Source organism: Acidiphilium sp. PA, assembly GCF_026191915.1.
In the GTDB taxonomy this organism is placed as follows: domain Bacteria; phylum Pseudomonadota; class Alphaproteobacteria; order Acetobacterales; family Acetobacteraceae; genus Acidiphilium.
This window is the reverse complement of the sequence record NZ_JAIMBY010000018.1, coordinates 41304-67312: the sequence shown is the minus strand read 5'-3', so window position 1 is coordinate 67312 and position 26009 is coordinate 41304. Positions and strand designations below refer to the sequence as shown.

32 protein-coding genes are annotated in these 26009 nt (G+C 59.0%); 7 read left to right on the top strand and 25 right to left on the bottom strand.

The window, feature by feature from the left end; all coding sequences use genetic code 11:
- Positions 1–55 precede the first annotated feature (55 nt).
- Positions 56–763 (bottom strand): peptide-methionine (S)-S-oxide reductase MsrA, encoded by a 708-nt coding sequence (gene msrA / locus AruPA_RS17025; RefSeq protein ID WP_029314090.1) that lies wholly within the window; start codon positions 761–763, stop codon positions 56–58.
- Between the two features lie 357 nt (positions 764–1120).
- On the opposite strand from msrA, the gene AruPA_RS17020 reads away from it, so the two are divergent.
- A complete protein-coding gene (locus AruPA_RS17020) occupies positions 1121–1555 on the top strand; it encodes a hypothetical protein (RefSeq protein WP_139334204.1) in 435 nt (144 codons plus the stop codon).
- A 321-nt stretch (positions 1556–1876) separates the two neighbouring features.
- Here AruPA_RS17020 and AruPA_RS17015 read toward each other — a convergent pair whose 3' ends face one another.
- The 5 genes from AruPA_RS17015 to AruPA_RS16995 all read right to left on the bottom strand — a co-directional run bounded on the left by AruPA_RS17015 (position 1877) and on the right by AruPA_RS16995 (position 6109).
- Positions 1877–2128 (bottom strand): hypothetical protein, encoded by a 252-nt coding sequence (locus AruPA_RS17015; protein WP_217696478.1) that lies wholly within the window; start codon positions 2126–2128, stop codon positions 1877–1879.
- Positions 2129–2187: 59 nt separating this feature from the next.
- Positions 2188–3207: a YncE family protein gene (locus AruPA_RS17010; RefSeq protein ID WP_139334202.1), complete on the bottom strand. Its 1020-nt coding sequence runs from the start codon at positions 3205–3207 to the stop codon at positions 2188–2190.
- A gap of 236 nt (positions 3208–3443) precedes the next feature.
- Positions 3444–3989, bottom strand: a complete 546-nt coding sequence (locus AruPA_RS17005; protein WP_029314087.1) for a hypothetical protein — start codon at positions 3987–3989, stop codon at positions 3444–3446.
- Positions 3990–4094: 105 nt separating this feature from the next.
- Positions 4095–5609 carry a YncE family protein gene (locus tag AruPA_RS17000; protein WP_051657644.1) on the bottom strand — a complete coding sequence of 505 codons (1515 nt, stop codon included), beginning with the start codon at positions 5607–5609 and terminating at the stop codon, positions 4095–4097.
- 38 nt (positions 5610–5647) lie between these two features.
- Entirely contained in the window at positions 5648–6109 is a 462-nt protein-coding gene (locus AruPA_RS16995) for a DUF305 domain-containing protein (protein ID WP_211252817.1), read from the bottom strand.
- Between the two features lie 232 nt (positions 6110–6341).
- Between AruPA_RS16995 and AruPA_RS16990 the strand changes: the two genes are divergently transcribed.
- The 4 genes from AruPA_RS16990 to AruPA_RS16975 all read left to right on the top strand — a co-directional run bounded on the left by AruPA_RS16990 (position 6342) and on the right by AruPA_RS16975 (position 8858).
- Complete coding sequence (locus AruPA_RS16990) at positions 6342–6851, top strand: RNA polymerase sigma factor (protein WP_029314083.1); 510 nt, start codon at positions 6342–6344, stop codon at positions 6849–6851.
- Positions 6848–7642, top strand: coding sequence for an anti-sigma factor (locus AruPA_RS16985; protein WP_029314082.1), 795 nt, complete (start codon positions 6848–6850; stop codon positions 7640–7642). The genes AruPA_RS16990 and AruPA_RS16985 overlap by 4 nt, the downstream gene beginning before the upstream one ends.
- Positions 7643–7907: 265 nt before the next feature.
- A complete protein-coding gene (locus AruPA_RS16980; protein WP_139334170.1) occupies positions 7908–8246 on the top strand; it encodes a hypothetical protein in 339 nt (112 codons plus the stop codon).
- Positions 8247–8285: 39 nt separating this feature from the next.
- The gene (locus tag AruPA_RS16975; protein ID WP_029313967.1) at positions 8286–8858 is read left to right on the top strand and encodes a hypothetical protein; all 573 of its coding nucleotides are present in this window, start codon (positions 8286–8288) and stop codon (positions 8856–8858) included.
- A 37-nt stretch (positions 8859–8895) separates the two neighbouring features.
- On the opposite strand, the gene AruPA_RS16970 is transcribed toward AruPA_RS16975, so the two are convergent.
- From AruPA_RS16970 to AruPA_RS16905, 14 genes are all read right to left on the bottom strand, one after another.
- On the bottom strand, positions 8896–9549 hold the full coding sequence (locus AruPA_RS16970) for a cytochrome c oxidase assembly protein (protein WP_051657639.1): 654 nt from the start codon (positions 9547–9549) through the stop codon (positions 8896–8898).
- The gene (locus AruPA_RS16965; protein WP_265637947.1) at positions 9546–10037 is read right to left on the bottom strand and encodes an SCO family protein; all 492 of its coding nucleotides are present in this window, start codon (positions 10035–10037) and stop codon (positions 9546–9548) included. Before AruPA_RS16965 ends, AruPA_RS16970 begins: the two co-directional genes overlap by 4 nt.
- Positions 10038–10173: 136 nt before the next feature.
- On the bottom strand, positions 10174–11865 hold the full coding sequence (locus AruPA_RS16960; protein ID WP_029313962.1) for a cbb3-type cytochrome c oxidase subunit I: 1692 nt from the start codon (positions 11863–11865) through the stop codon (positions 10174–10176).
- Positions 11862–12389 carry a cytochrome c oxidase subunit II gene (locus AruPA_RS16955; RefSeq protein WP_029313961.1) on the bottom strand — a complete coding sequence of 176 codons (528 nt, stop codon included), beginning with the start codon at positions 12387–12389 and terminating at the stop codon, positions 11862–11864. The genes AruPA_RS16960 and AruPA_RS16955 overlap by 4 nt, the downstream gene beginning before the upstream one ends.
- Positions 12390–12398: 9 nt before the next feature.
- Entirely contained in the window at positions 12399–12575 is a 177-nt protein-coding gene (locus tag AruPA_RS16950; protein ID WP_156038188.1) for a hypothetical protein, read from the bottom strand.
- 46 nt (positions 12576–12621) lie between these two features.
- Positions 12622–13584 carry a c-type cytochrome gene (locus tag AruPA_RS16945; protein ID WP_051657638.1) on the bottom strand — a complete coding sequence of 321 codons (963 nt, stop codon included), beginning with the start codon at positions 13582–13584 and terminating at the stop codon, positions 12622–12624.
- Positions 13581–14288 carry a c-type cytochrome gene (locus AruPA_RS16940; protein ID WP_035231532.1) on the bottom strand — a complete coding sequence of 236 codons (708 nt, stop codon included), beginning with the start codon at positions 14286–14288 and terminating at the stop codon, positions 13581–13583. Before AruPA_RS16940 ends, AruPA_RS16945 begins: the two co-directional genes overlap by 4 nt.
- 34 nt (positions 14289–14322) lie before the next feature.
- Entirely contained in the window at positions 14323–14925 is a 603-nt protein-coding gene (locus AruPA_RS16935; RefSeq protein ID WP_029313956.1) for a hypothetical protein, read from the bottom strand.
- A 148-nt stretch (positions 14926–15073) separates the two neighbouring features.
- The gene (locus AruPA_RS16930; protein ID WP_051657636.1) at positions 15074–15535 is read right to left on the bottom strand and encodes a phosphate-starvation-inducible PsiE family protein; all 462 of its coding nucleotides are present in this window, start codon (positions 15533–15535) and stop codon (positions 15074–15076) included.
- Positions 15532–16722: a TDT family transporter gene (locus AruPA_RS16925; protein WP_051657635.1), complete on the bottom strand. Its 1191-nt coding sequence runs from the start codon at positions 16720–16722 to the stop codon at positions 15532–15534. Before AruPA_RS16925 ends, AruPA_RS16930 begins: the two co-directional genes overlap by 4 nt.
- A 108-nt stretch (positions 16723–16830) precedes the next feature.
- A complete protein-coding gene (locus tag AruPA_RS16920; RefSeq protein ID WP_029313950.1) occupies positions 16831–17865 on the bottom strand; it encodes a substrate-binding domain-containing protein in 1035 nt (344 codons plus the stop codon).
- A gap of 73 nt (positions 17866–17938) precedes the next feature.
- Positions 17939–18793: a hypothetical protein gene (locus AruPA_RS16915; RefSeq protein WP_051657634.1), complete on the bottom strand. Its 855-nt coding sequence runs from the start codon at positions 18791–18793 to the stop codon at positions 17939–17941.
- A gap of 139 nt (positions 18794–18932) precedes the next feature.
- Complete coding sequence (locus tag AruPA_RS16910; protein ID WP_029313947.1) at positions 18933–19178, bottom strand: hypothetical protein; 246 nt, start codon at positions 19176–19178, stop codon at positions 18933–18935.
- A gap of 95 nt (positions 19179–19273) precedes the next feature.
- Positions 19274–19612, bottom strand: coding sequence for a hypothetical protein (locus AruPA_RS16905; RefSeq protein WP_139334170.1), 339 nt, complete (start codon positions 19610–19612; stop codon positions 19274–19276).
- Positions 19613–19820: 208 nt separating this feature from the next.
- Here AruPA_RS16905 and AruPA_RS16900 point away from each other — a divergent pair, with 208 nt between their 5' ends.
- On the top strand, positions 19821–20762 hold the full coding sequence (locus AruPA_RS16900) for a LysR family transcriptional regulator (protein ID WP_051657589.1): 942 nt from the start codon (positions 19821–19823) through the stop codon (positions 20760–20762).
- 203 nt (positions 20763–20965) lie between these two features.
- Here the strand turns inward: AruPA_RS16900 and AruPA_RS21840 are convergent, their stop codons facing one another.
- Positions 20966–21520, bottom strand: coding sequence for a transposase (locus AruPA_RS21840; RefSeq protein WP_029313426.1), 555 nt, complete (start codon positions 21518–21520; stop codon positions 20966–20968).
- A gap of 162 nt (positions 21521–21682) precedes the next feature.
- Between AruPA_RS21840 and AruPA_RS16890 the strand changes: the two genes are divergently transcribed.
- A complete protein-coding gene (locus AruPA_RS16890; RefSeq protein ID WP_081849198.1) occupies positions 21683–22696 on the top strand; it encodes a LysR family transcriptional regulator in 1014 nt (337 codons plus the stop codon).
- Here AruPA_RS16890 and AruPA_RS16885 read toward each other — a convergent pair.
- From AruPA_RS16885 to trbF, 4 genes are read right to left on the bottom strand one after another with little or no spacing between them, the layout of a single operon-like run.
- Positions 22632–22907, bottom strand: coding sequence for a DUF2274 domain-containing protein (locus tag AruPA_RS16885; protein ID WP_076454733.1), 276 nt, complete (start codon positions 22905–22907; stop codon positions 22632–22634). The genes AruPA_RS16890 and AruPA_RS16885 overlap by 65 nt on opposite strands.
- 22 nt (positions 22908–22929) lie before the next feature.
- Entirely contained in the window at positions 22930–24234 is a 1305-nt protein-coding gene (locus tag AruPA_RS16880) for a TrbI/VirB10 family protein (RefSeq protein ID WP_081849197.1), read from the bottom strand.
- Positions 24231–25325: a P-type conjugative transfer protein TrbG gene (trbG, locus tag AruPA_RS16875; protein ID WP_081849196.1), complete on the bottom strand. Its 1095-nt coding sequence runs from the start codon at positions 25323–25325 to the stop codon at positions 24231–24233. Before trbG ends, AruPA_RS16880 begins: the two co-directional genes overlap by 4 nt.
- On the bottom strand, positions 25322–26005 hold the full coding sequence (gene trbF, locus AruPA_RS16870; protein WP_029313418.1) for a conjugal transfer protein TrbF: 684 nt from the start codon (positions 26003–26005) through the stop codon (positions 25322–25324). The genes trbG and trbF overlap by 4 nt, the downstream gene beginning before the upstream one ends.
- Positions 26006–26009: the final 4 nt, after the last annotated feature.

Sequence of the window (26009 nt, the reverse complement as noted above, 5' to 3'; positions counted from 1 at the left end):
GCCGATCAGGGCGATAATCGCCTGAATGCTGCCGGTCTCCCGCATGATCGCCCCTTTAACCGGCAGATCCTACAGCAACGATCGCGGCATGGCTTACATAGAGACCCGGAAAAAGTCTGGCCAGCGCGTTCACCTTCGGCGCATCGTAAAGCTCGATATAGCGGTTGTCCGGGTGCAGCGTGGCGAAATTCTGATGGTAACCTTCTGCCGGATAAAAAGGCCTTGCGGCGTCGATGCGAGTTACAATCGGTGCGGCGAAGGCATGATCGGCAGTAAGTTGCCTGATATAGGCTTGGGCGATCCTGCGTTGTTGCGGATTTTCAGCCCAGATCTCTCCGCGATACTGGGTGCCGTGGTCCGGTCCCTGATAATTCAGTTCAGTTGGATTTGTTGCTACCGAGACGTAGATACGCAAAAGCTGTCCATAGCTGATCATGCTTGGATCAAAAGTAATCTTCAACGATTCCGCCTGCCCAGTAGTTCCGGTGCTGACATTGCCATAATGGGCGGTGTCGGCAGCGCCGCCGGTATAACCGGAAACAGCTTTCTGCACGCCCTTCACATGCTGGAACACCACTTGCATGCCCCAGAAACAGCCACCGGAAAGGACTGCGGTTTCGCTGCCAGGTGCTTTCGCCAGCGGGGCGTCAATCATCGGCGGGGGTGCTAGAATGACGGTTTCCGCCGCTGCCGAAGGGCGGATCGCCGACAATGCTGCAATGCCGCCGGCCAACGCAGTCGCAAGAAGGAGTTTTTGCATCATACGGTCCTTGGGGTGAAAATGGGGCGATGCCATTCATGCAGTACCGAAGCCCGGTCGGGCGCGGTTTGAGGAAAGAAAAGAGTCAAAAATCCGACTATCCCCAGGGCAGATGTCCCCAGGGGAGCTTGCTTTCCTCGAAAAAGTGAAGCAGCCGGCTCAAAAGCTGGTTATACGGGAAAAAACGCTCATCCGGCTGCTTCTTTCTACTGGTTCGGTGCGTTAGGCGTTGTTGTGCCGTTCGCCGGCTCAGTCGTGCCTGGCCCTGGCGGCGGCAGCAACATGCCGCCAGTATTTGTTGAGCTGCCCGGCTGATTATACGCCGGCTCCACATGTCCAGGTCCTGGCGGAGGCAGCAGCATGCCGCCATTATTGGCGGCACTGCCGGACTGGTTATATGATGGTTCCGTATGCCCTGGACCTGGCGCCGGCAGAGACATATCACCCTCAGTGGAGGCCGGACTTGGCGACCCCATCATGTTGGAACAAGCGCCCAAACCAAGGACCAGCAAAGAAACACCGGCAAGTTTCGCCGAGTGGAACAGAACATCGCCATTTTGGCGTAATCTTGTATGCATAGTTTCGTCTCCTCGCGTTGTAGCAAAAATTCGCTTTGGCATTCAGCTCAGCAATGAGCAGCCGATCCCGCCTAACGACAGCTGGTATTGCAGCCTCTATTTTCCGGGGCGGCAAGATAAAATCGCTGTATCCGTGTTGGTGTTGGCTGGCACCAATGTACAAGTCATCATGTGCATCTTTTTTACATCCATCTTTATGATCTGCATCGACGGGTGAGTCATGTTGAGATTAAGCTTGAACGGCTGCATTGGAATTAGAGGGCCGGGCGAGTAAATGCTTGTGCCGACTTGGTCGTGTAGTACCGCCTGCGTAGCGGCATGAGCCGTCGGAAACCCGATTCCAACAAGCAATCCAGCGATGGAAAGCACAGTCAATCTGTAAGCATGTTTATGCATTAGAATCTCCTTCAATTGTCGTCGATGTCCGAGGTAGACCTGTAGCCTAGAATACACAAAGTAAAGACAAACACGGAAGATCTTACGATAGCGGCCTCCGCAGATTAAGGCGCTTTCAAGCGCACTCGCCAGTTCCTATGTTTTATGTCGCCGGAGAGAAAAAATTACAAAATCCATTGGGTGAAACCTTTCCTGCGACGACCTGGCACATCGAACCGGCCTTGACGTAGTTCGCACAGTTCGAGCACTTTGAGCTTCCCGCCGGATGATCGACATAGCCAGCACTGGCTTTCGTCGCTTTGCTCGAAGCGAGGGCTTCGCCTGTCATTGGTCCGGCAAGCAGCAATCCCACTGCGGGAAGCACCATCGTCTTCACGTAGAGCCTGCGGTTCATCTTCCTGTCCACCGTTTCAAACCCCCAATGCCGATGAAAAATGATCTTCGGGTTTGGTATCATGGATTTCCGGGAACAGCCATCCAGAACGGAAAGCTGCCCTTGGGCAACGTGATCCGTTGGACGACTTTAAGCGAGCGAGCGCTGATTACATCGAATTCTGCCGACCTTGTTGCAGCGGTATAAATCCATTGGCCATTCGGGCTGGCGCGCACACCATGGGGACCCTGGCCAACCATGATCTTTTTAAGCAGGTGCGGTTTTGCCATCGAAAAAACCTCGGCGGTGTGGCCCCCAATATTTGTCGTGACCGCATATCGGTTGCCTGGGATAACGTCCATGCCGCCGTGGAACTTGCCAACTTTGAAGTGAGCGAGCGTCTTGCCGCTTTGCAGGTCGATCAGCACGACCGTGCCGTCACGTCCGGCCATGGAATGGCTGCGAATCCATAGCCGCTTGCCGGACGCCGTGAGATCAAGGTTGTGCGGCGTTTTCATGTCGGCCACGGTAATATCGCGCTCGACACTCAATGTACGCATATTGATGACGGCAAGCTTATCTTCGCCTTGCACGGTTACGTAGGCCAATTTGCCGTCATGAGAGAAGACGATATTGTGCGGGATCTTTCCGACTGAGATGGTTTTGACCATCTTCCTGGTCTTGACGTTAATGACTCCGACAAATCCGCCTGACGCATCGACAGTTAATCCATATGTACCAGTAGGATCGAGTTTTACCCCCTGGATCACGCCGCCCAGATGAAATGTAGCCAGCTTCTTGCCGTCGATGGCGCTGGCAAGATAGACGTCGCCAGTTGCAAAGCCGCTGACCAGCAGCAACTTTCCGGAGGGGCTGTAGTCGATATAATGCGCTAACGGGAAGCCGCTCCAAATCTTGCCGCTCGGCAACTCCTCGACACTGCCCTTGCCTTGCAGTGCAACATAGACCGGTGCAGGAAACATGGAAGCATTTATCGGTGCCGCCGCGGTACCCGGCGTCATTTGTGCGTATCCAGCCATTGGCGCCGCCAAAGTAGCGATAGCGGCTGTAACAATCAGTTTCGTGCGCAGGCTTCTCATTTTAACTCCGTAATAAATGTCGTCGAGCGTTGGGTCCTAGAAGTTGCGAGCAGCTTCGAGCGCCAGAGTGATGAACTATGAGAGTATCAACGTGCCAGGGAGCAAAAAATTCCATCCGAAACTATCACGTTTTTGTGTGTACGGGTGATCATCCTCAGCATGTCGTTCTACGCCATCCTCAAGAAAATTGACTGTCGGATTCTCGTCTGACCCGTTCCGGTTCGTGCGGCACGAGGTCATAATGATAGCCCCTTCGGGGTTGTTGTTCGGCCATTCATGAATTGCGCGTATAGAATCGCGAGAAGCACGAAAAACACCGTATGAGCGAAGGCGAAATATGCCATCCCGGCGAGGCTCAGATTGCGGCTGCCGGCGATCCCTTCGCCGATCCAGGGCAGCACGATGAACGCGTTCATTATCCAGGCAAAAGCTGCATAGAGCAGACCCTTCAGCCAGGCAGGGCCGCGCAGCACGGGTTCGAAGATGAACGCGTACGCAACGGCCATCGCAAGACCCACCGCGATATGGAAACCGATCTTGAAGACCATCGTCTGCGGCGCGGGCAGATCGAGCGTTCGCCACAGGGAGGCGACGCCGGATGTTTGCAGCGGACCCGCGACGAACGGCTTGATCAGTTTCAGCAATCCGCCATGCGCGGTTACCAACGGAATCCAGTCGGCGGCAAACAGGATAAAGCTATTGATGACGATGGCGATGGCGCCCGCGGCCAGACCAGTCCACAGCCGGCGTGTGATCCTGGGCCTCGGATATTGCCCATTCACGAGCGGTATGGCCGCATTGGCAACACCAGATCGGATCGGGAGACTGGTGAGGTTCTCCGTTTCTCCTCCACGGCTGAAAGCCGCTCGTCCGGCGATGCATCTTCATTATTCTGCATGGGCGCTGACTGCATGGCTTTGGTCAACGGATATGGCATGTACGTTTGATAACTGCGCTTCCACAGGAAGTCCCGGTCCGGAGGCATTGATCGGACGGACTATTAAATAGCGTTGTTGAGTATCCTTCGGTTCATCCTGCCCATGCGGCCTGACAATCGTTTTCAGCGGCGTGAAAGCGGTGACGATGGCGGCACCTGCCGGATTGCTCTTAAAATTCATAAGCGGCGTGATCGCACCCCAGGGAGCCGTTGCCTTTCCAGCCAGGGCCAGCTGATACTTGGCTTTCGGCTTAAGGCCGGTAACGGCGGCTTCAACGAGATCGATTAAGCCCTGGTCGTTGACGGAGACCGTCGTGATTGGTTTCGACGAGCCCACCATACCCAATGCAAGGTGCCCAGTATTACCGCTGATGCCCAAAGGTTTTAGGTTTTCAGTGCCGGGTCCGCTCGGCACCGCATCGGGGACGTAAGTAAGAGCCTGGGGCGACTGACCGCCTTTAATGATCGCCACAACCTTGTTCGTCAGCGTATTGATCGCAACCACGCCTGTGCTGTTTTCGAGGGCGACGTAAATCCTTTTCCCATCTCCCGACGGCCACAGGCCATGCGGTAAATCAGGCGTCGGAATTGTCGCGACCAATTTCGGATGGCTGGTGGTGGTATAGACCTTGATCTCGTTTTCGCCGCCGATCGAGATATAAGCGAATTGTCCATTCCGGTTGCGCACGATATTGACGTGGTTGGTGATCGGGCCGGTGTCGAGCAGCGCGATTTGCTTGAACGGCTTGCGGGCGCTGAAAACCTGCGTTTTGCCAGTATCCTTAAGGGTGAACCACACCTGCTTGCCATCCGGCGTCACCGCGATATCAGGACAAAATGGCGATGCCTGCTTCACGGTCGCGACAACTTTATGGCTTGCGACATCGACCACGCTCAGCACTGGGTGAAAGCTGGAACAGACAAAGCCGTATTTGCCGTCAGGGCGGAACATCGTCATGCCAGGGCCGCCGGCCATATGGATGCGCGTATTTTTCGCATAGGTTTTGGCATCGATCACCGAGACGTAATTCTCGCCGCGCACGGTGACCCAGACTTCCTTGCCATCTGGAGTGTAGAACGCTTCATGGGGTGAGCGCCCGACATACACGACGTGCTTGACCTTATTTGTCGCGGTGTCGATGAAAGCGACGGAATTCGATCCGATCGAGACTACAGCGATCGTACGATGATCAGGGGCGAAACCCATGCCATGGACGAGCAGCTGGCCGGTATAGAGTGGGCTTAGGTTGCTTGGCGTGGTGGCGCCGAGCCGGATCACGCCGAGCAATTTCTCGGTTTCAGGATTGAACACCGATACCGTGTTTGAGCTTTGATCGGCGGTATAGACGCGATCATGCGCGCTGATCGGGATGTTTGGCGCCTTGGCGCTCATGGGCGCCTGCCCGGCGAAGGCGGCTCCGCTTATGCAGAGACCCGCGCCGATTAAAAAGGGGAGATGTTTCATGGTTCGTTGCCTTTTAGTGTAAGAAAATGATGATCGGTTTACGGGTGCGTCACCGGCGGCATCATCGCCAGCCAATGCCGCATGATCTGAATTTCGTTTTCTTGTTCAGCGATGATCCCTTCCGCGAGATTGCGGATATGCACGTTTTTCCCATAAAGCAGGATCAGCTTCGCCATCTCGATCGCCCCTTGATGGTGCGGGATCATCATCGATAGAAAGTCATGATCAGGGTCGCCGTTCATTGGCGCTGCGGCCATGGCGTGATCCATGTGGTCCATCGCTTGCATCATCTTTGCCACGAAAGCTTTTTTTGCTCCGGACGCGCTGGCGGATCTACCCATTGCAGACATCGCTGCTTTCGGCTCCGCTGCCCGAGCAAGCGGCGCACCGGCGCCCAGCCCTAGAAGAGCCAAGCCGGCCCTCAAAACTGAGCGGCGCTTTGTGGATGCATCAGGTCTTAAAGGACCGGCATAGGCGGCGACTTGCAGATTGATTTGCATCGTGGAACTTTCGAAACGGCATAGTCGGCCAGGCATGACGATCGCTGCTCTAAGCAATCGTGCCGCACAGGCATCATGTATTTGAACAACGCGCGACGGCGACAAAAAATTCCAGATCGGGCTGTCACGGTTTTGCGATGGAAATATTGTCAATCCATGGGTGGCTGTGGAATAAAGACAGCCTCACCGCGTTGTGAAGGCATGAGACGCACCGCTGCAAGAAAGGCTTTGGGTGACCGTTTTATCGAAGATCGAGGAGACGATCCCGTCGCTCAGGCGTTATGCCAGCGCCTTGCTTGGCGGCCGGCAGGATGCCGATGACCTTGTTCATGATTGCCTGGTTTTGGCGCTTGCGCACATCAAGCCGCGAATGACGGAAAGCGAGGTTCGCCCCTGGCTGTTCACGATTATCCGCAACCATTTTATCAGCGGGCGGCGTAAAATTGTGGCGCGTGGCACCTCCATCGACATTGACGAAGCGGCGGCGCTCATGCCGGCAACGGCGCCGGTTCAGGAGCAGCGGATGCAGATGCACGAGCTGAGCAAGGGGCTTGCGGCATTGCCGGATGATCAGCGGGAGGTGTTTTTGCTCATTACGCTGGAAGGTTTTGAGTATGCCGAGGTTGCGGCGATGCTCGGCATACCGCTCGGCACGGTGATGTCGCGCCTTAGCCGCGCGCGGGATCATCTGCGTGATTTCATGGACGGGCGGGCGCGCCCTGCCCTGCGGAGGGTTAAATGATCCCGCCGATCACCGAGGACGATCTGCATGCCTATGTCGATGACCGTCTTGCCGCGGACCGGCGTCGTCAGGTCGATGGCTATCTTGCCCAGAACCCGCGGCAGGAGGAACGCGTGCGGGCCTGGCAGGCGCAGCGAGATTGGGTCCATGCTCGCTTTGATCCGGTTGCCGCCGAACCACTGCCGCCGCAACTGACGCTGTCACATTTGCTTACCGGCCAAGCGACCCGCGCTTCGTTCTGGTCAACCGCGAACTGGCGCAGCGCAGCTGGGTTTCTGGTGGCGCTCGGCATCGGCGCCGCGTCGGGGTGGTATGGTCATGGATCAGCCAGGATCAGCGTTCCGACACTGCCGGTGGGAATTGCAGCGCTCAAGCTGGAAACGAAGGCGGCGTACCAGGTCTTTGCGCCTGGTCGTATCCCTGATCAGACAAACAACGCTTTAGGCAATAATGGGATATCGAAATCTCTTTCGAGCGCCGTCGGATTTGCCGTGACCGTGCCCGATCTGGCGGGAAGCGGATATGGCATCATCGGCGCCACTATCCTAGCCACCACGCACGGGCCCGCTGCAGTGCTTATTTATCGCCGGCATAAGACCCGGCTGGTGGTGTTGATCCGCAAAATGGATGTGCCCTCGCGCGCCGGGCGCATGATCGAAAGCCATATAGGCCAAAACAACTTGTTCACATGGATCAATAACGGGATTGGTTTTGGTGTCACCTCCAACATCGATCTGCGCATGCTGCATCCCATTGCCAATCATATTCGTGACGCTGAAACACCGACATAAACGTCAAGGACCGCAAGCCGAAAGTTGTCGTGGCACCAGGACGAGAAAAGCCTCCTTGCCGGACTAATTCCTGCGCCCGGTCTTCTATCGGCGCCCTGAGGATGAATGCCTAAAACAAGTCATCTTTACATCTTTATTTTCGATAGGATTGACAGTTTCAATCACCTTTATTGCTTTATTCCATCCTCCTATATCGGTCTCACACAAGGACGCTAAGTCCTCCCCGACCCCCAACGAGGCCGAGGCTTTTTGAAGGATAATGACGATGTTTACGAAAACTCTGATGGCGGCGGTTGTGGTTGGTGTGTTCGGGCTGGGTGCGGTCGCCCATGCCGATCAGGGCATTGTGGTAATGCCGGCCAACCCGGTGGTTGCTCAAACCATGACGGCCGGCGGCGGCGAGCAGTATCCCAGCTTCGCCAATAACGGCACGCCGGTGGTCTCCGAGCGGGTAATCGCCAGCAACGGCGGGCAGAACTACCCGACCTTCGCCAACCCAACCAATGGCGGCACCAGGGCCGACTATGCGGCGCTCGGCACAGTCAATGGCGGCACCACTACACAATACGCGGCACTCACCGGCTTCAACCATAACGGCGGCTGATCCAGCGGCCTAATCCCGCCGCAGAGGAAAATTATTCTCATGTCCACCGAATCCACCCCCGAAAATCAGCAACTATCGCATGATACAAGCGCGGCCCGTGAAGCCGTAGGTATTTTCGATGATAACGCCTCGTTTCAGGCAGCCATCGATGATTTGCTGACAGCAGGTTTTGCCCGTTGCGAGTTGAGCGTGCTGAAGCAGGAGAAGAGTTCCGGCATTTGCGAACCGGCTGATGTCTCTGCCGATGATCCGCAAGCACCACGAACCGATTATTTCTGCCCGGAGGCCGAGGGCGGCGCGGAAGGCGGTCTGATCGCTGGCTTCGCGATGGTTCCCGCCATGGGGGCAGCGGCGGCAACCGCGGCGACAGGGGCGACGATTATCGCAACCGCCGGCGTCACCATCGCCACTGGCGGCACCGGCGCTTTAATCGGCGCGGCATTGGCCATTATGCTGGCGCGCCGGCATCACGCCAAGCTCGCCGCCCAACAGGAGCATGGTGGTCTGCTGCTTTGGGTTCACACGCGTACGCGCGACCACGAGCGCCGGGCGGTCGAAATTCTGACCCGCCATGCCGCGCATAATGTCCATTCGCATGAGCGGCCACTCTGACGGACAACCCGGCTCCGCAAGATCGGCAGGCCGCGCCTTACCTTATTTCAAAGAACATCTCGGAGAGGACCCAGATCGAGCGAAGCTGCAAGGGAATGCCGAATATGACCATCAGCACCCCCGCCCATTTCTGATCCTGCAATGGCGTGATGTTCCATTCGCAGATGACGTTCAGATAGGGCGCGTAGAAAACATGCGATGACCAGATCCAGACCAGCCCGATGACCATCATCGGCGTGCCGCCCAGCCAGCCGTACAAGCCGGCGCGCCAGGACGGGGTGATGGTCTGGCTGCAGGGCAGGAGCTGTGCCCAGAACATCAGGCCGACGATCAACTCGAACAGGCCGAGCGGCGCCGCAAACACGGCATGCGCAAGTGCTGCATTGAAAATGCCGGGTAGGCTGACCGCAATTGTGAAAAGCACAAAGGCACTGAACGCGACCCATGGATCGAACAGCCAGTCACCGATCACGGTGCGGCGCAACCCTGCGCGCCATTCGGGTGGAAGCCCCAGGAGCAGGAGCGGCGGCGCGATCTGGTTCAGCGCCATCATGGCGCTGCCATAGACCGCCATCGACGCCAAGGGATCATGCAGCCCATAAAAGGCAAGCAACATGACGGCGATGCCGGCCAGAAAGGATGCGGTCCGCAGCAAATCAAGCGCCGTGAAGATTCCGGCAGCCTGGTTCATGACACATCCAGCACATGGCGGATATCCTTTGACACTCCATCCCTGTCGCTGATTTGCGCTACGCCGTACCGGGTGCGCAAGTAACCGTGTGGTCCTACCAGGGCGACGACCGATGTATGATCGATGTAATCCGCATGTCCTGGTGCGCGTTTCCATGAGATGTTCCAGCTTTTTGCCGCTTCCGCGATTGCCGCCGGCGGTGCTGTGAGGCCGATGAAATGCGGATCAAACGCCGTCAGATAGTGCCGCAAAACGGGCGGCGTATCATGCGCGGGATCGAGAGTGACGAACACGACATCCACTTTGGAACGAAGTCCGCCCAGACCGCGTAGTGCCGAGGCGAGATCGGCCAGCGTTGTTGGGCAGACGTCTGGGCAGTTGGTGTAACCGAAATAGACCAGAACCGCATGGCCGCGCAGTTGCCCGAGCGAAAACTGTTGTCCCCGATCGGTTATCAGATCCAGCCGCGGCGCCAGCCGATGCGGCACCGGCGATCCAGCATAATCAAAGACGTTACCGAATTTCGAATAGGACCAGAAGCCGAGGGCAAGGGCGCTACAGACGATGACGGCGCGGAAGGGCGACCGCCATCGCGCGCCCTTCCGCACTGGATACACGCCTATTTCACCACACCATCCAACCGGGCGCGAAGGTTTGGTGCTGGAAGAACGGGATCAGCACCGGCAGATAGGCAGCCAAGGTCACCAGGAAGGTCAGCCCGGTGATCGGCCATAGATACTCGAGGATGCCGGCGAGACGCGAACCTTCAGGCCCGGCAAGGAATTCGGTAAAGGGAATATGCACCGGCGTCTCGTTTCGTTTGCCGCCGAACAGCGAGCCGAAGAACACGACATAGAAAGCCGCTGTCGCACCCCAGAGGATGACGCCGCCAACGCCCACCAGGATCAGCGGAAAATGCGCGACGCCATAGACGTGCATGTATTCGCTATGCGGCAGTTCCGACACCCAGGCGCGCCTCGGCACACCGAACAGCCCAGCCCAGTGCATGCCGAGTGAAAAGACGGACATGCCGATGAACCACAGCCAGATCGAGATCAAGGCAAGCTTCCGGCTGAACAAGGCGCGGCCGGTCAGATGCGGGATCATCCAGAAACTGAGTCCCATGAAGGTCATGGTAACGGCGGTTCCGACGGTGATGTGAAAATGCCCAGGTATCCAGGTGGTGTTATGGACGATGTTGTCGAGCTGGAAGCTGCCGTTGACGATGCCGCCGGCACCGCCGAAAATGAAGGTGATCATCGCCAGAACCTGTGCCGCGACGGAAGGGTTCTTCCAGGGCAGCGCGGTGAACCAGCCGATCCAGCCGCGCCCGCCCCGGCGCCGGCCGGCATATTCGAGCGAAAGGCCGAGCGTGAACGCGGTGATCAGGCTCGGCAGCGCCACCGAAAGCGTCAGCCCGGCAATGATCGCCTTGATGACCGGCGCGATTCCGGGATCCTGCAATTGGTGATGCGTCCCGACCGGCATCGAAAAGATCAACAGCAGGGCGAAGGTCAGCCTTGCCATCGGGTCAGACACCAGCTTGCCACCGGCTTCGCGCGGCAGGAAAGCGTACCAGGACACATAGGCGGGCATCAGCCAGAAATAGACGATGGGATGGCCGGTCCACCAGAACAGGGTGCGCCCGATAATTGGATCGACGTGTTTGGTCAGTCCCAGCGACCAGGGATCGAGCTGGACGATCAACTCGGCGGCGGCACCCAGAGCAGCCAACAGCCACATCAGCAGGGTCGCCGCGCTCATATAGGTGACCAGCGGCGTCAGCTTGCCGGGATTGGCGCGTTTCCAGCGCGTGCGCAAATCCATGACGGCCGCCAACGGCACCATGCTGCCGAGCGTGAGAAGCGTCATGCCGAAATAAAAATACGGGCTGCCCTTCAGGGGCGGGTAGAAGGTCCAGAGCACGCTCGATGAATTGTCGAACATCGCGTAGAGCAGCATGACGGCGCCGATCGTCATCAAGCCGAAACTGGTCCACCAGATCGGCATATTCGGCTCAAGCTCAAGCTCGCGCGCCGGCAGATAGACAAGCAACCCGCTGGTCACGAAGAAGGTGAAGACATAAGCGTTCAGCACGCCATGGATTGTCAGGCCTTCGTAATAGGATTGCAGCACCGGCCGCAGGAAAGGATAGGCATTCACATCCGCATAGTTCAGCGCCTGCAAGGGCCCGATTGCCGCGCCGATCATCAGCGCGGAAAATCCGCCGATCAGGAACAGCGACATCAGTCGCTTCTGCGCTGCCCAGGCTATGGCAGGAGCCGAATCGCGCTCCGCTCCGATAACAACGCTCATGTTGGTCTCCGATCCACGATGATCTCGCCGATCATCGATTGATGGGCGATGCCGCAATACTCGTTGCAGACGATGTGATAGATTCTAGCCTTGTCAAAGGTGTAGCTCACGGTTCCGACCACGCCGGGAATCGCCGTCAGGTTGATGGTGGTGCCCTGGACCTCGAAGCCATGGATAACATCGGCGCTGGTGACGTAGAAGGTGACGGTCGCGCCCTGCGGCACATGGATTGGGCTCGGCGTCCAGTACCAAAGCTTGCCGGTCACGTAGGCCGAATAGGCACTCGGACCGGTCTTCACCAACTTGCCGCTTTTGAACAAGGGCGAATCCGCCGGCGTTAGCGGGGATTTGTAGAAACCAGCACCCTTCGCGACCACGCCGAAATCAACGGCGACGAAGGCCAGCGTGCCGGCGAAAAGCAATGCCAGCAGGGCGATGGTGAAAAAAATCCAGACCCGTTCGTGCCGGTCCGCCGCTTTGTGAAAAGCATGATCGAATCGGGTTTCCGGCGTGATGTCGCTCATGACGCCGCCTCAGCTTCTATAGGCGAAAATATAGGACACCAGGCCCCACATCGTCAGGATCGAGAACAACAGAAACCCGCCGATCACCCAGGCGCCAACGGGGCGGACGACAAGATCATAATCCTCAAGATGTGGCGTCGTTTCCGGCGCATCCTGTTGCAGGCGAGACGGCTCACTCCCGGACATGGCGGGTTTCCTGACATTGTTAGAGACTTACAGCAGAGCGGTATACTTACTTCGGCAACACGCCGGGCGTCGATTTCGCTTGGTCCGGCTGGCCGAGCAGCACGCCGTTCACTGTCTTGCCGTACATCGAGAATTTGGTGTGGTGGAATTTCTTGCGGGTCGCGGCGACGCTGCCGAGATAGCGCGGATCCTCAGGGCGCACCTGGCTGTCGATATAGGTCGCGACATCCCAGGCCTGCTGCTGGGTCAATGATTTCGGCATGCCCAGCGGCATGTTCTGGTAGGTAAAATCGGCGGCATTCTTGACCGAACCCATGCCGGCGCCCCAGTTGAAGGATTGCGGCCCCCATAGCGCGGGGAACACGACTTTGCCGCCGGAGGATTGGCCCTGGCCGGTAGCGCCATGGCAAGCCGCGCAATGCTGCGCATAGACCACTGCGCCACGGCTATAGCTGACAGGCAAAGCCGGTTTCGGCAGCTTGGGATAACCGCGCCCCGCCAGTTTTTCGCCGAGTGGCGCGCCTTTCGCCAAAAAGTAGGAGTAGCTTTCCAAAGCGATCAGCGTTTTGCTGCCGAGCTTCGGCACTTTGCCGTTCATGCTGAATCGGAAGCATCCTTGCAGGCGTTCCTCGAACGAGTTCACTTTGCCGTTCTTGCTGCGATAGGCGGGATAAGCCGAATAGGCCGCCCACATCGGCGCCGCATCGGCAAGCCGTCCCGCCGAGAGATGGCAGTTACTGCACCGCAGATGATTGCCGACATAGGATTTCGCATAGATATCCGGATGGCGGAAAACGTTCTCACCCAGCTTTATCATATCGCCGAATTTGCCCTTCGGAATCTCGCTATCCGGCGGCGGAGTGAAGACAACCGGTTTCTGCGTCGCGGTCGCGGCATGAGCGCGCGGCATGCCTAGCGAGGGCTGGCTGCCATGCCAGCCGACTGCAGTGGCGGCTGCAGCGAGGCCGATCCCGCCGATGATGACGGCGACTTTCGTACGGTTCGTCATTTTGTCGCTCCCTTCGCTGTTGATGCGCCGGGCAGCGATGCGAAATACGCCGCCACGGCCTTGATGTCGGATGGTGAAAGATGCAGCGCTTCGGCACGCATGAATGCCCCTAGCGGATCCCGGCGGTCATTTGCTTTCCACTCATGGAGTTGATCGGCGATATAGGCCGCCGATTGGCCCGCAATATCTGGAGAGAACGTGCCGACACCCAATCCGGCCTCGCCGTGGCAAGCGGCGCATGCGGGCATGGCACTTTGCGAGAGTCCGTTTTCGGCGAGGCTACTGCCCATCGTGATCTGCTTTCGTAACTGTTGATCCACCGGCGGGTTCGCGCCGGAAGGCCGCGGGACAGGAAGCGACGCATAATATTCGGCGACTGCTTGCATCTGCGTGGTGTTCAGTTTTTTCGCAAAGGGCGTCATCAAGGCATTTTCGCGCGTGCCGTGCCGGAAATGCTCCAGCTGCGCGAGAATATAAGGCGCAGTGAGGCCGGCCAATCGTGGAATCCCTGCCGATAACTGTCCCGCTCCGGTCGCGCCATGGCAGGCGGAACAGGATGGAATTCCTGGCTCTGCGCCTATCAGCGCAATCTTCTTGCCGCCCGGTGAGTCCGGATTGGCAAGTGCTGAATGAAGAGACAGTGAAAGACTAAGCAGACCCGCGCCAATCAAAGTCAATAATCGAATCTTAAGCTGATTTTTCATGTTAGCGCCTCGTTGGGAGCCGAAGTTGGACGTATCATGATACGACGCCTGTGTTCGGGGCGCGTCGCTTCATGAATTGTCTGTATAAAATCGCCAGAAGCACGAAGAACACGGTGTGGGCGAAGGCGAAATATTCTATCCCGGCGAGGCTGAGATTGCGGCTCCCTGCAATCCCTTCGCCGATCCAGGGCAGGACGATGAAGGCGTTCATGATCCAGGCAAACACCGCATAAAGCAGGCCCTTCAGCCAGGCAGGGCCGCGCAGCACGGGTTCAAAGACGAACGCGTACGCAACGGCCATCGCAAGACCCACCGCAACATGGAAACCGATCTTGAAAACCATCGTCTGCGGCGCAGGCAGATCGAGCATTCGCCACACGGACGCGACGCTGGATGTTTGCAGCGGACCCGCGACGAACGGCTTGATCAGTTTCAGCAATCCGCCATGCGCGGTTACCAGCGGAATCCAGTCGGCGGCGAACAGGATGAAGCTGTTGATGGCAATGACAATGGCGCCCGCGGCCAGGCTGGTCCATAGCCGGCGCGCGATGCCGGAATGCAGATTATCCGGAGCCAGACGCCGCCTCGCCGCAATGGCGGTTTTCGAACGCGTCGCAAGGCTGATTTGGGTTTTCATATCCTGTTCAATTGCTACAAGCTCCGGATGATCATTGGCGTCAGGCGCATCATGTGCTTGTCCGGCCAACTCATAAAGTCGATCATCAAGATGGAACCAATCGATTCACAGGATCGGTTGCGGCATGCCGGCGATGGTACAACGTCGATCATGTAATATCTGCGCGCTTCAGCATGGAGGTGGCGCCGACCATGGTTGCGATCAGCAGGCTGAGCACCACGAGCTCGACGGTTGATTCCATGAACATGCCCTGACTGGCCGGTGACCAGCCATGGGTCGTGGAGATTTCCGAGGATTGCAGCGTCACCACCAGCACCCGCCGGATAGCGGCGATCAGGCCGATGATCAGGAATGGCTGGCACCGTATCTCCCGCGACTGGATCGAGATGCGCACGGTGTGCAGCAACTCGATGATCATTAGTACGAGAAGAACCCGGTCAAGTACCGCGATCAACCCGATATTCGTCGTGCCATGATCAACATCGGTGAACATCAGATAGAGTGCCTGGCCAAAAGCGACGAGAGCCGCCAGCATCAGCAAGGCGCCAAGCCCAAGAAAGAACCCGGTTTCGGCCCGCTCGAACAACTGGGCAGGCTTGTACGTGATCATTGAACCTGCAGTTCGCGTGATGCGGTAACCGGCGCCGCATCGAACATCGGCAAGCCGGTTTCGCCGGAGAGGCATTCTCCTGTCAGACAAGGCGCGCTGAACAGCTGCCCGCTCCACATCCCTTGCATCGTCCGCGTCGTCACCACCATCCAGAAGAACGCCAGCAGCACGACCAGCGCGGCGCCGAACAATTCGAAGAAGGCGAATTTGGTCTCAGCGAATATTGCAAAGGTCGAGGCGGTATAGACGCCGAGCGGGAAGGTGAAGCCCCACCAGCCCATGTTGAACGGCAGCCCGTCCTTCACGTAGCGGAGCGTAATCAGCGCCGCCATGCCGAACCACCACAGCCCCAGCCCCCAAAGAAACAAGCCGCCGATCAGGCCGATCCCTTGCGCCATGGCCAGCATGTGGAAGAATTTCTCGCCCGCGAAGGCCCGGACGGAGGAATTGCCCAGCAGGATCAGCGCGGTGCTGCCGGTGCCGATCGGCCCGAGGGCAAGCCAGGTCGATACCGCCATGTCGCGATGCGGCAGCTTGTGCAGCGCCAGGCGCAGGAACAGGATGGCGAGGATGCCGAAGGCCAGCGGCACCGAGATCGCCCACAAGGCGTAGCCAATGATGGTCACCATCTGCGCGGTCTGCACCGGCAAATGTGGCGCGATGGTTCCGGCGCTGACCGCGGCGACCTCAGCCGGCACGATCGGCAGCAGCCAGACGCCGGTCATGTTCTCGAAGGCGTGGGACTGCCGGGTGAACATATAGAACGGCACCAGCCAGCCGATAAATAAAGAGAGCGCGGCATCGGTGAACCACAAAATCAGCGCGGCATGAACGGCGAAGGGCGTGCCGCCATAAAAATTCACCGCGCCATTGATGATGGGTGCCAGGCCCATCGGGATCGCACCGAGGAACATCGACTGCACCGGATGGTCGAGCAGCCTGAGCGCACCCCTGGTGAAGAACACCCAGCGCCCGATGAACATGGCGCAGAACAGCAGATAGAACCCGATATCGGCCCAGAACAGGATGCGCGTCAGCGGCGCCAGCCCGTACACGAAGAACGGAAACTGAGCGAGCATCAGGAACAAGATGCCGGTGCCCATGTTCAGGGTGAACCAGTTCGGCGTGAACTGCCGGATCGCTTCGCGCGGGTGAGAAAGCTTTCGGAGCGGGTGGAGGTCGATCATGGATAGGTCCCCAGTGATGAAGCGCGGTGTTGATGGGCAAGACGATCGGCCAAGGCACCAGGGACGCTGTTTCAGCGATCCTCCCTGGTGCGATCAGACAGGCTGGCTTCAGGATTTGTTATAAGGCTTGAAACCATAATGCTCAAAGATTTTTAGGGCGGTCGGTGACTGAACAAAGGCAAGCCAGGCTTTCGCCGCTGCCGGATGGGCGGCATCCTTGACGAGCGCGCCGCCATAGATCGCGGTGGTGTTGTACTTCGCCGGCAGGTCGATATTGCTGATTGGGTGCCCCGCCTGCTCCTGGAAGATCGCCTCGGACTTCCAGGTGATGCCGGCATCAGCCAGACCCTGCATCAGAAAAAGTGGCGTCTGACGATGGTGGATATGGGTGAGAATGGTTGAGCCGTCCTTCACGCCGGTGTCATAGACTTTCTGCTCCAGCGTGGCTCCGCCGGCCTTTTTCAGCGAGGCCTCGATTTGCCGGGCGATGCCCTCGAAGGCCGGGTTCGGCATGACGAGCTTGATTCCCGGCTTCGCCAGATCCTTGATCCCGGTGATATGGCCAGGATTGTCCTTGGGGATCATGATGGTGAGGTCGTTGGTCGCATAGGCAATGGCCGGGCCGGTCAGCATGCCAGAGGCGATCAGCGATTTTACCTTCTTCAGTCCCGCCAGATAGGCGTCAGGCTTGATCGTGAAGGTCATGTTGCCGGAGGTGAAGGTGCCGCCGGCCTTCATCGCTTTGACTTCCAGGCCAGGCGGAATCGTCACCACGAAAACATGCCCTTTATATTTGGAATGTTCCTGCTCGAAAGCTTTCACCAAGGGCGCGACCGCGAAGAAGTAATTGCCGCCGATATAAAGGATAAGCTTCGGATTATCGAGATTGCCATGGAAGTCGGCCATGTCATCGACTTCCGGCACGGTGAACTTGAAGCCCTTGTCGAGAGCATCGTCATTGGCGCCATGCTGCCAGGGCGGGAATATCTCTTCTTGATAATGCGGCGCCTCGGCCTTGCCGTGCCATCCGGTATCAGCCGTACTGGTGCCGGCGGCCTGAGCCAATGGCAGCGTGCCGATCATGGCGAGTCCGGCAAGCGTGGCCAGAACAGAGCCGCGAGGCTTGGTTTTGAGAGACTTCATTGGAACGTTATCCTTGATGGTGGTGAAGACCCCGGCATCGAGGCGCCGGGGTTCAGTTCTGCCAGCGGGCGTCTTACTTGATGTACTGGTATCCGGCGAGCTGAAACTCCGGAATAGTGCCGACCACGCCCGGCGTCAGCACGGCACCGGGAATTAAATGATTGGTGAACTCGGCAGCGATCTTTCCATGAGACAGCTTGTCAGGATTGATGCCCTTCTTGAGAATGCCCATCGTCAGCTCCCAAACCTCATTGTGGCAGGCGCAGAACGCCACGCCCCGGCGCTGCAGCACGGTGATGCTGTTGTCGTGCGGGGAGAACACGCCTTTTGAATCATTATAATTGGTAGCGCTCGCTTTCGATGCCGCCGGCTGCTTGATCCAGGTGTTCGCGCTATGCTTGCCGCCGCTGAACTTGGCGAGATACTTGTCCCAGATATAGTCGTCGTACAGTGCCATATGCGCGGAGCCATGGGTGGCGGAGGCCATCAGGAAGTCCGGATGCTTCCAGCCCCAGATTTGCGCGTTGATCGAATTACGCATCCCGTTGAGCCAAGGGCTGTCGAGCGCCGTGTTGTCCCAGACCTGCTTCGGCCCGCCCTTGTAGGCAAACAGCAGATGCAGCGCCTCGCTGTCCCAGTCATCCGCGCTGGTCAGGATCATCGGCAAGGTCTTGAAATTGCGCCGGCGCGGCGCCTTTGCCAAGGCTGATGTCAAGGCTTTCAGCTTCGTCGCGTTCGGCGGGATCAGCAAAGCTCCTTCCGGCATCGTTGCATCGGCCGCTTGGGCCGAACGAGTGGACGCAAATGCCGCGCCGATTATTGCGGCGCCGATTCCGGCGGCCGGTATGGCAACGGCGCTGCGGCGAGTGATCCCTAGGGCCGGGGTTATGAGATCGTTTGCCGTGGTGACGTCTGGTGTTTCAGTCATCGATTGGGTTCCTTCCTGGATCTTTGTCGCGTTCGGCTGCGTCGCGCGAGCATGTCGAACGCTCCATGCATATCAATCCGCGCAGCTTTGGATTTTATGGAGTATCCACAAGTTTATTGAACCTCGTAGTGACCGGCGATTAAGACTGCGCCCGTGCACTCATTGGATAAGGCTGATATATGGTCAGGCTTGGCTGGTCTGAGCTGACGGCGAACTGTTCCTGTGCGGGAGCTGCCTTTATGGCTTGCTTTGCCCTTTGTGGCGTGTGCACGATGAGCGGGCCTGGCTGGTACATGGTTAATCCTGGCTGCCCGGCCTGCGCCGCGAAGGGCGCAAGCGCGCCAAGAGCCGCGAGGAATGTCATGGTCTGGATCAGTTTACGCATGGGAACTCTCCTAAAGTTTGTGATGGAATCCGGCTGGCTTTTGTTTTGCCTTGCCGGGCTGCTCCGGGTTCCGGAGCAGCAAGCCTATCCGTGGATTAGCCGCCGTTATGGTTGAAGCCGGTGAGTGCCGCGTATTGTGTAGTGGTGCCGCCATTGACTGTGCCGAGCGCCGCATAGTCGGCCCTGGTGCCGCCATTGGTTGGGTTGGCGAAGGTCGGGTAGTTCTGCCCGCCGTTGCTGGCGATTACCCGCTCGGAGACCACCGGCGTGCCGTTATTGGCGAAGCTGGGATACTGCTCGCCGCCGCCGGCCGTCATGGTTTGAGCAACCACCGGGTTGGCCGGCATTACCACAATGCCCTGATCGGCATGGGCGACCGCACCCAGCCCGAACACACCAACCACAACCGCCGCCATCAGAGTTTTCGTAAACATCGTCATTATCCTTCAAAAAGCCTCGGCCTCGTTGGGGGTCGGGGAGGACTTAGCGTCCTTGTGTGAGACCGATATAGGAGGACGATAAGAATCAATAAAGATGATTGGACTTCTCAAACCATTCGTTATAACAGAACATAAGAAGCCGCTGGGTCCGGCTTGATCCTCTCGTTGGGGATGATTTCAACCACATGTGAAAGCCTACCGAATGACGCTTGATCAGTTGCAAATTTTTACGGCTGTCGCCGAGCGTGAGCATGTCACGCGTGCCGCGGAGGCCATGGACATGACGCAATCCGCGGTTTCCGCTGCGGTCGCATCTCTTGAGCGGGAGTTCGGCACCAAGCTGTTTCACCGGGTCGGGCGGGGCATCGTGCTGACGGAAGGCGGCAAGCTGTTCCTCACCGAGGCGCGTGCCGTGCTGAACCGGGCGGAGGCGGCGGCGCTGGCGATGCGGGAGTTTTCCGGCTTGACGCGCGGGCGGCTCGAAATCAAGGCGAGTCAGACCATTGCCAGCCATTTCCTGCCGGAGCCGCTGGTCGAGTTCCACAAATCCTATCCCGGCCTCGCGCTTGCGGTGTCGGTCGGCAATTCGTTGCAGGTCGCACAGGCCATCATCGATGGTGAGGTCGAACTCGGCTTCACCGAAGGACCCGAAGGCGAGGCAAGCCATCCCCAACTGGTTAGCGAACTGATCGCGCAAGACCAACTCGTCATGGTGGTCAGCACTAAGCATCCATGGGCAAGACAGAAGAAGTTCAGCGTTGAAGACCTGGCGGCGGGTACTTGGGTTCTGCGGGAGGACGGTTCCGGAACGCGCGCGGCTTTCATCCAAAGGCTCAAGACACTGGGCGTGCCTTACGACAAGTTGCGGATTGTGATCGAACTGCCGTCCAACGAGGCCGTTCTCGCCGCAGTTATCGCCGATGCGGGGGCAGCCATATTGTCAAAAAGCGTCTGTGCCAGCGCGCTGCGGACGGGGACGCTGAAAGCGATGCCGGTGTCGCTGGCGCCACGGGCCTTCTGTGCCGTTCAGCATGCCGAGCGCTACCGCTCCCGCGCAGTGGCCGCATTTCTCGGTATTCTGCGCAGCGACGCTACTTCAAGAACTGCGACAAGCCGGCGACACGAAGAGATACGTGATCCGTAATTATTATAACGATTTCGCCTCTTTGGGTTCTTTGTTTTCCGCTGCCAGCACAGCCTTTACCGAATGACAAGACCTGCTGTCAGTTTCCCCACCGTACTCGACTCTGTGTCAGACACCCATTAATTTCAATTGATTAGCTGGCAGTTTTGACGACAGAAGCTGTTGAAGGAAGCTGGTGATTTCGGCGGGATTTGCGGATGCCGCTATTTTATGGAGCGCGCCGAGGCCGAGCGCAAAGAGCGACCAAGCTCTGCGGCCATGTTTCTTGATTGGGATGGAGCCGAGCGGCCGCGACGCCGGTTTTGACGCAGATCGTCACGCTCAGGGCGAAGCTGGCCAAGGTTCCGGCAAGCGCAGCTTGCTGGAAAGCCAGCGGAGGGGAGCACAGCCAGCAAGGTGGAGAGCTTGCCGGGATCGGTGATGTGCGTGTCCTCCAGATTGAAGCCCTTGGTTTTCAGATTTGCGAACATGGTCTCGATGGTCCACCTCTGGCGATAGCCGGCCAGCGCGTGGTGAGGCTTGCTGGAACAAGCCAGTGCCAGAAGCTCGTTTGTTGGCAAGCGCATCACGACGATCCGCAGGCGCGGCGAGCCTTCGCCAGCACCTTGCCCCAGACGGCACCAGCCCTTGAGGATCATTTTCTGACCCTTCCCTAGGCGCTGTGCGATGCCGGCGATCGTCCAGGTCTCAAAGCCCTCGCGCACGACATGCTGGTTCTCGCGAAGCCGCAGGATGAAAGGGATCTTCCGGGCACTCATACCAACCCGCGTTGACATCAACACACTGCCCAGTCGCGTTGGCCTATTGACGTGATGCGGGTGGGGTCTGCGATCAACAGTACCGCCCGCAAGCACGGCGGTCGTGCATATGTTTAACCCACGCCAGATATAACTCTCCAAGAGCGCTAAGTTTCTATTAACATGTTCGGTACAAAAGCTGATGCTTGTAAATATTGCATCGGAGCTTTTTTGCCCAAAACTCCGCCCCAGGCTATTCCTCTTGTATTTTCTGGTGCGGTCAAGCTCGTGTCGATTTCCCAGGCGCTTGTGGTTGCCGAGCAACTTAGCTTCACTCGTGCGGCCAAGGTTCTCGGCATCCGGCAATCGACGGTCAGCCGCCGGGTGCGGGCGTTGGAAGATCAGCTTGGCGTCTCGCTGTTTGAACGCGATGTCATAGGCGTCCGGCTGACCGAAGCTGGCCGGCGGTTTCTGGAAACGGCGCGATCAGGCCTTGCCGAGATTGATCATGCGGTGAAGGGCGCGGCCAGCGCGGGGCGCGGTATTGAAGGCGTAATCCGGATCGGGATCATGTCATCGGTATCGACAGGTTTCGTGCGTGAACTGCTGCGGGCGTTTCATGAATCCCATCCGGCCATTTTGATAGACGTCACTGAAGGTTCAGCAAGCGAGCACATCGCGCGGATCACGGAGCGCCAGGTCGATGTCGCGTTCGTCACCGGAAGGTCTGCGCCGCTGCGCTGCGATACTCTCCTATTGTGGGAGGCGCGGGTCCATGCTGTTCTGCCGGAGAGTCACGTTCTGGCTGGCAGCACATCCGTCGGCTGGAACGCCCTGAAGGACGAGCATTTCATCGTCAGCCGTGATGCACCCGGCCCTGAGATCCATGACTACATCGTGCGGCGCTCGGCGAACCTTGGCCATAGCCCTGCGGTCGAACACCATGACGTATCTCGGGAAACCCTGATGCACCTGGTCGCCCTCGGCTTTGGATTGAGCCTCGTCAGCGAAGGTGCCACCGGAACCCGCTATCCGGACGTGGTGTTCCGGCCACTCACTATGCCGGAAGATGTGCTGCCCTATAGCGCCATTTGGTTGCCGGGGAACGACAATCCAGCATTGCGGCGCTTCCTCAGTCTGGCGCGGTTGATGTCGCAGGGGCTGCGGACGCCGAAGGCGCCGAACCTTGCTTCGTAATCCTCCGTGCTTTGGCAAAGCCGCGGTCGCCGGCGATGAACCGCGCCAGCATCGGCGCGATAAGCTTGACCGGATCATGGACAGGCTGCCCGGTTTCCTGGGCCAGTGCTGCCGCGTAAGCGACAAGGTCTCGGTGCACGGCAGCCGGCAACTCCACGGTGAGCTTGACGGGTTTATCATCGGCAAGCGCACCGAGTCTTAGCTTTGCCATCGATCTTGTCCTTTGCTCTCGCTCATCCTTTGTAAGGCGCCAGCACCAGGTCGCGGTTGACCATGACATCCACCGGAAAGCCTCGCCGGATGGTGAGCGTCGGCTGGATGCGGAGATCGCGCTGGACGATCTGCTGGCCGGTTTGGTTGAAACTGTTTGAGGCGCCGCTGCGGATCGCCTGGATCAGATCGTTCGCGTTGTTGCTGGTGCCGGCCTGGGTGCCGACGCTGAGCAGCGTCGATAGCATCGCCGCCCTGAACAGCCCGCCCCAGTGATTATCGACACCATCCTCCAGCCCCGAATAGCCAGCGGTGTCGATGCCTTGCAGACGGTCCAGCACGATGGACTTGCCGTTCGGCATGAGCAGCCGGGTCCAGACCAGCAGCACGCGGGACTGCCCGAAGGCGATCTGGCTGTCGTATCGGCCAATCAAGCGCGCACCTTGCGGGATGAGCAGGAAGTCCCCGGTCGGGCTGTCATAGACATCCTGCGTCACCTGGGCGGTGATCCGGCCAGGCAGGTCAGAGCGGATGCCGGTGATCAACGCGGCGGGAATGATGGCGCCCGCCTGCACCACGTAGGGCGAGGCAGGTGCCACCAGCCGGTTCAGACTGACGATGCGCTGATCGGCCACACCGCTGATAAAGGCCTGCTTCTGGTCCTGCCCGTCCGGCATGAAGGCTGTGTTGGCCGATGTCGGGGCACTCTCATCTTGCAGTGCCGGCCCATCTTGCAGTGCCGGCCCATCTTGCAGTGCCGGCCCATCTTGCGGTGCCGGCTCGGTGGCAGGCGCGGCGGCCTGTATCTGCATTCCAGAATGCTGCTGAACATCGGTATGGACGAAGAGCCGGCTGGTTAGAGCCGCCTCGCGTTCCTGGGCAAGACGCTGGGCTTCCGGATTGGCCTTGCCCGTGCTTGTAGACCTGGCGGTATGCGCATTGAGCATTAGCGGACCGAGATCGCCAGGCAATGGCGGACCAAGTGGCGGCACCTGCCTCGGCAGACCCGTATAATCCTTCGGGAGATTGGCAAGGCCGCCTGCGGTTGTGCGATGATCCGTGTCGTAGAGTTCCTGCGGCGGCGTCTGGCGGCCATGGTTGCCCTGCAATGCCCATACCACGGCACCAGTGATTGCGATGATGGCGACAGCGGAACCGCCCGTGAGCACCTTGCGCGAAAGCCGCATGACGCGCGGGCGCTCGGCGCGCAAGCGGAAGGGCGCGCCCGGCTCATTGCGGGATTGGGGCGGTTCGCCATCTGATCCGGGATATTGCTCTGGTCCCGGATGTCCTGCCGCCTGTGGCTCGGCATCAGAAGCGCCGCTCATCGCGGCCTTCCATCGGTCCGCACGATCCGCACCTGCTGATGCTTGCCGCCGAGCCGCAGCTCAGCGGCGGCAAACAGCCGGTCGACAATGTAGTAGTTGCCGTGAACACGGTAGTTGACCAGCTGGCCATCACCTTGCGGTCCGATGATGAACAGCGGCGGCATGTCGCCTTGGGCAATGCCGGGCGGCATCTCGATATAAACTTTCGCGCCATCATCAAAGGCGGTGAGCGGCCGCCAGGGTGGGTTATCGCCGGTGATGCGGTAGCGGAAGTGAAGCCGTGTGACGTCGACGCCGGCACTAATGGGTGCCGCCGCATTGGCTGCTGCGTTCTCGCCCCGCAACGCGATCAACGCGTCTTCTGGATACTGCCAGGACACCGAGGCCATGTAGGTGTGCCGGTCGGAATGCAGCTCCAGCAGATAGGTCCGGCGGTCAGTGTTAATCACGAGGTTGGTCGTGAGGCCGGGCCGGGTCGGCTTGACCAGGATATGCACACGCTGTGCAGCGCCGCTGCCGCTCTCGGTGTCGCCGATGATCCAGCGTACCGTGTCACCAGCGGCGACCGGGCCGGAACCGGTCAACCGCTCGCCTGGCTCCAGCTCGATGTCGGTCACCTCGCCCGGCGCGGTATAGACCTGATAGAGCGCGCCAGCGGAATACGGATAGACCTGCACGGCGTTGATATAGCCGTCGCGGGTTGGCTGTACGCGGGCCGCGGCATCGGCAATTGCAACGCGTACCTTTGGATTGCGCGGTTCAGGCGGCGGTGAATGTTCCTTCGGTAATTTCCTGAGCTGGCCAGGCAGTGGCAACGGCGTGGGCATCTCGACGATCCGCACCGGCTTGGGCGGATCAGGCTGCAAGGCAGCTGGACGCAACGTGTTGTCGTAGGTAATCGCCGGCGGCTTTTGTGGCGTGGTGCAGCCGGCAAGTCCGCTTGCGGAAAGCAGCAAAGCCAAAACACCAAAGCTCCGGAATCGCGGATGAGCGGGTTTTACTGGAACCGGCGGAATGACTATAGTGCCCTTCAGAAAAGCCGCATTGTTAGAAACCGGCGGCGCAATTTTGTTGGAATGCGGGGCGCTCATTTGCCGAACTCCTTTGACCAGCTGATCGCATCGACATAGATGCCGAGCGGGTTCTTGCGCAGCTGGCCGGCAGTGTGCGGGGTCTCGATCACGACGGTGAGGATGGCGGTCCAGCGCACCGTCGCGGCAAGCTGGTCATTCTCGTAATGCCGCTCAATCCAGGCAACGCGGAAGGAATTGGGCGAGGCGCGGATGACGGAGGAAACCTCGACCGAGACCTGCGCCTTGCCAAGTTTGGCAAACGGGTCATTGACGCGGGCATAATTGTTCAGTGCCGCCGCGCCGTGGTTGGTGGTAAAGTCATAGGCGCGTAGCCAGTCCCGGCGAAGCACTACAGGATCATCCGGCAGGCCGCGCACGTTTTCGATGAACTGTGCCAGATCATACGCGATCTCAGGATCGGTTGGCTGATAATCGGTGGTGGCGGGTCCCACCGCCTGAGGCTGGCCCAGATGATCAACCTGCACGACCCAGGGCGTAATGGTGCCGCGCGCCGACTGCCATACCAGCCCGCCGGCGAGGCCGCTCGCGAGGATCAGCGAGCCGAAGGCCATCAGGCGCCAGTTCTTCGCCTGGACGCGGGCGGAGCCGATCCGCTCGTCCCAGACCTGCGCCGCCTTCTGGTAGGGCGTCGCTGGCTCGGGTGTGCGTCCGTATCGCACGGAAGGGCGCTTGAACATGCTG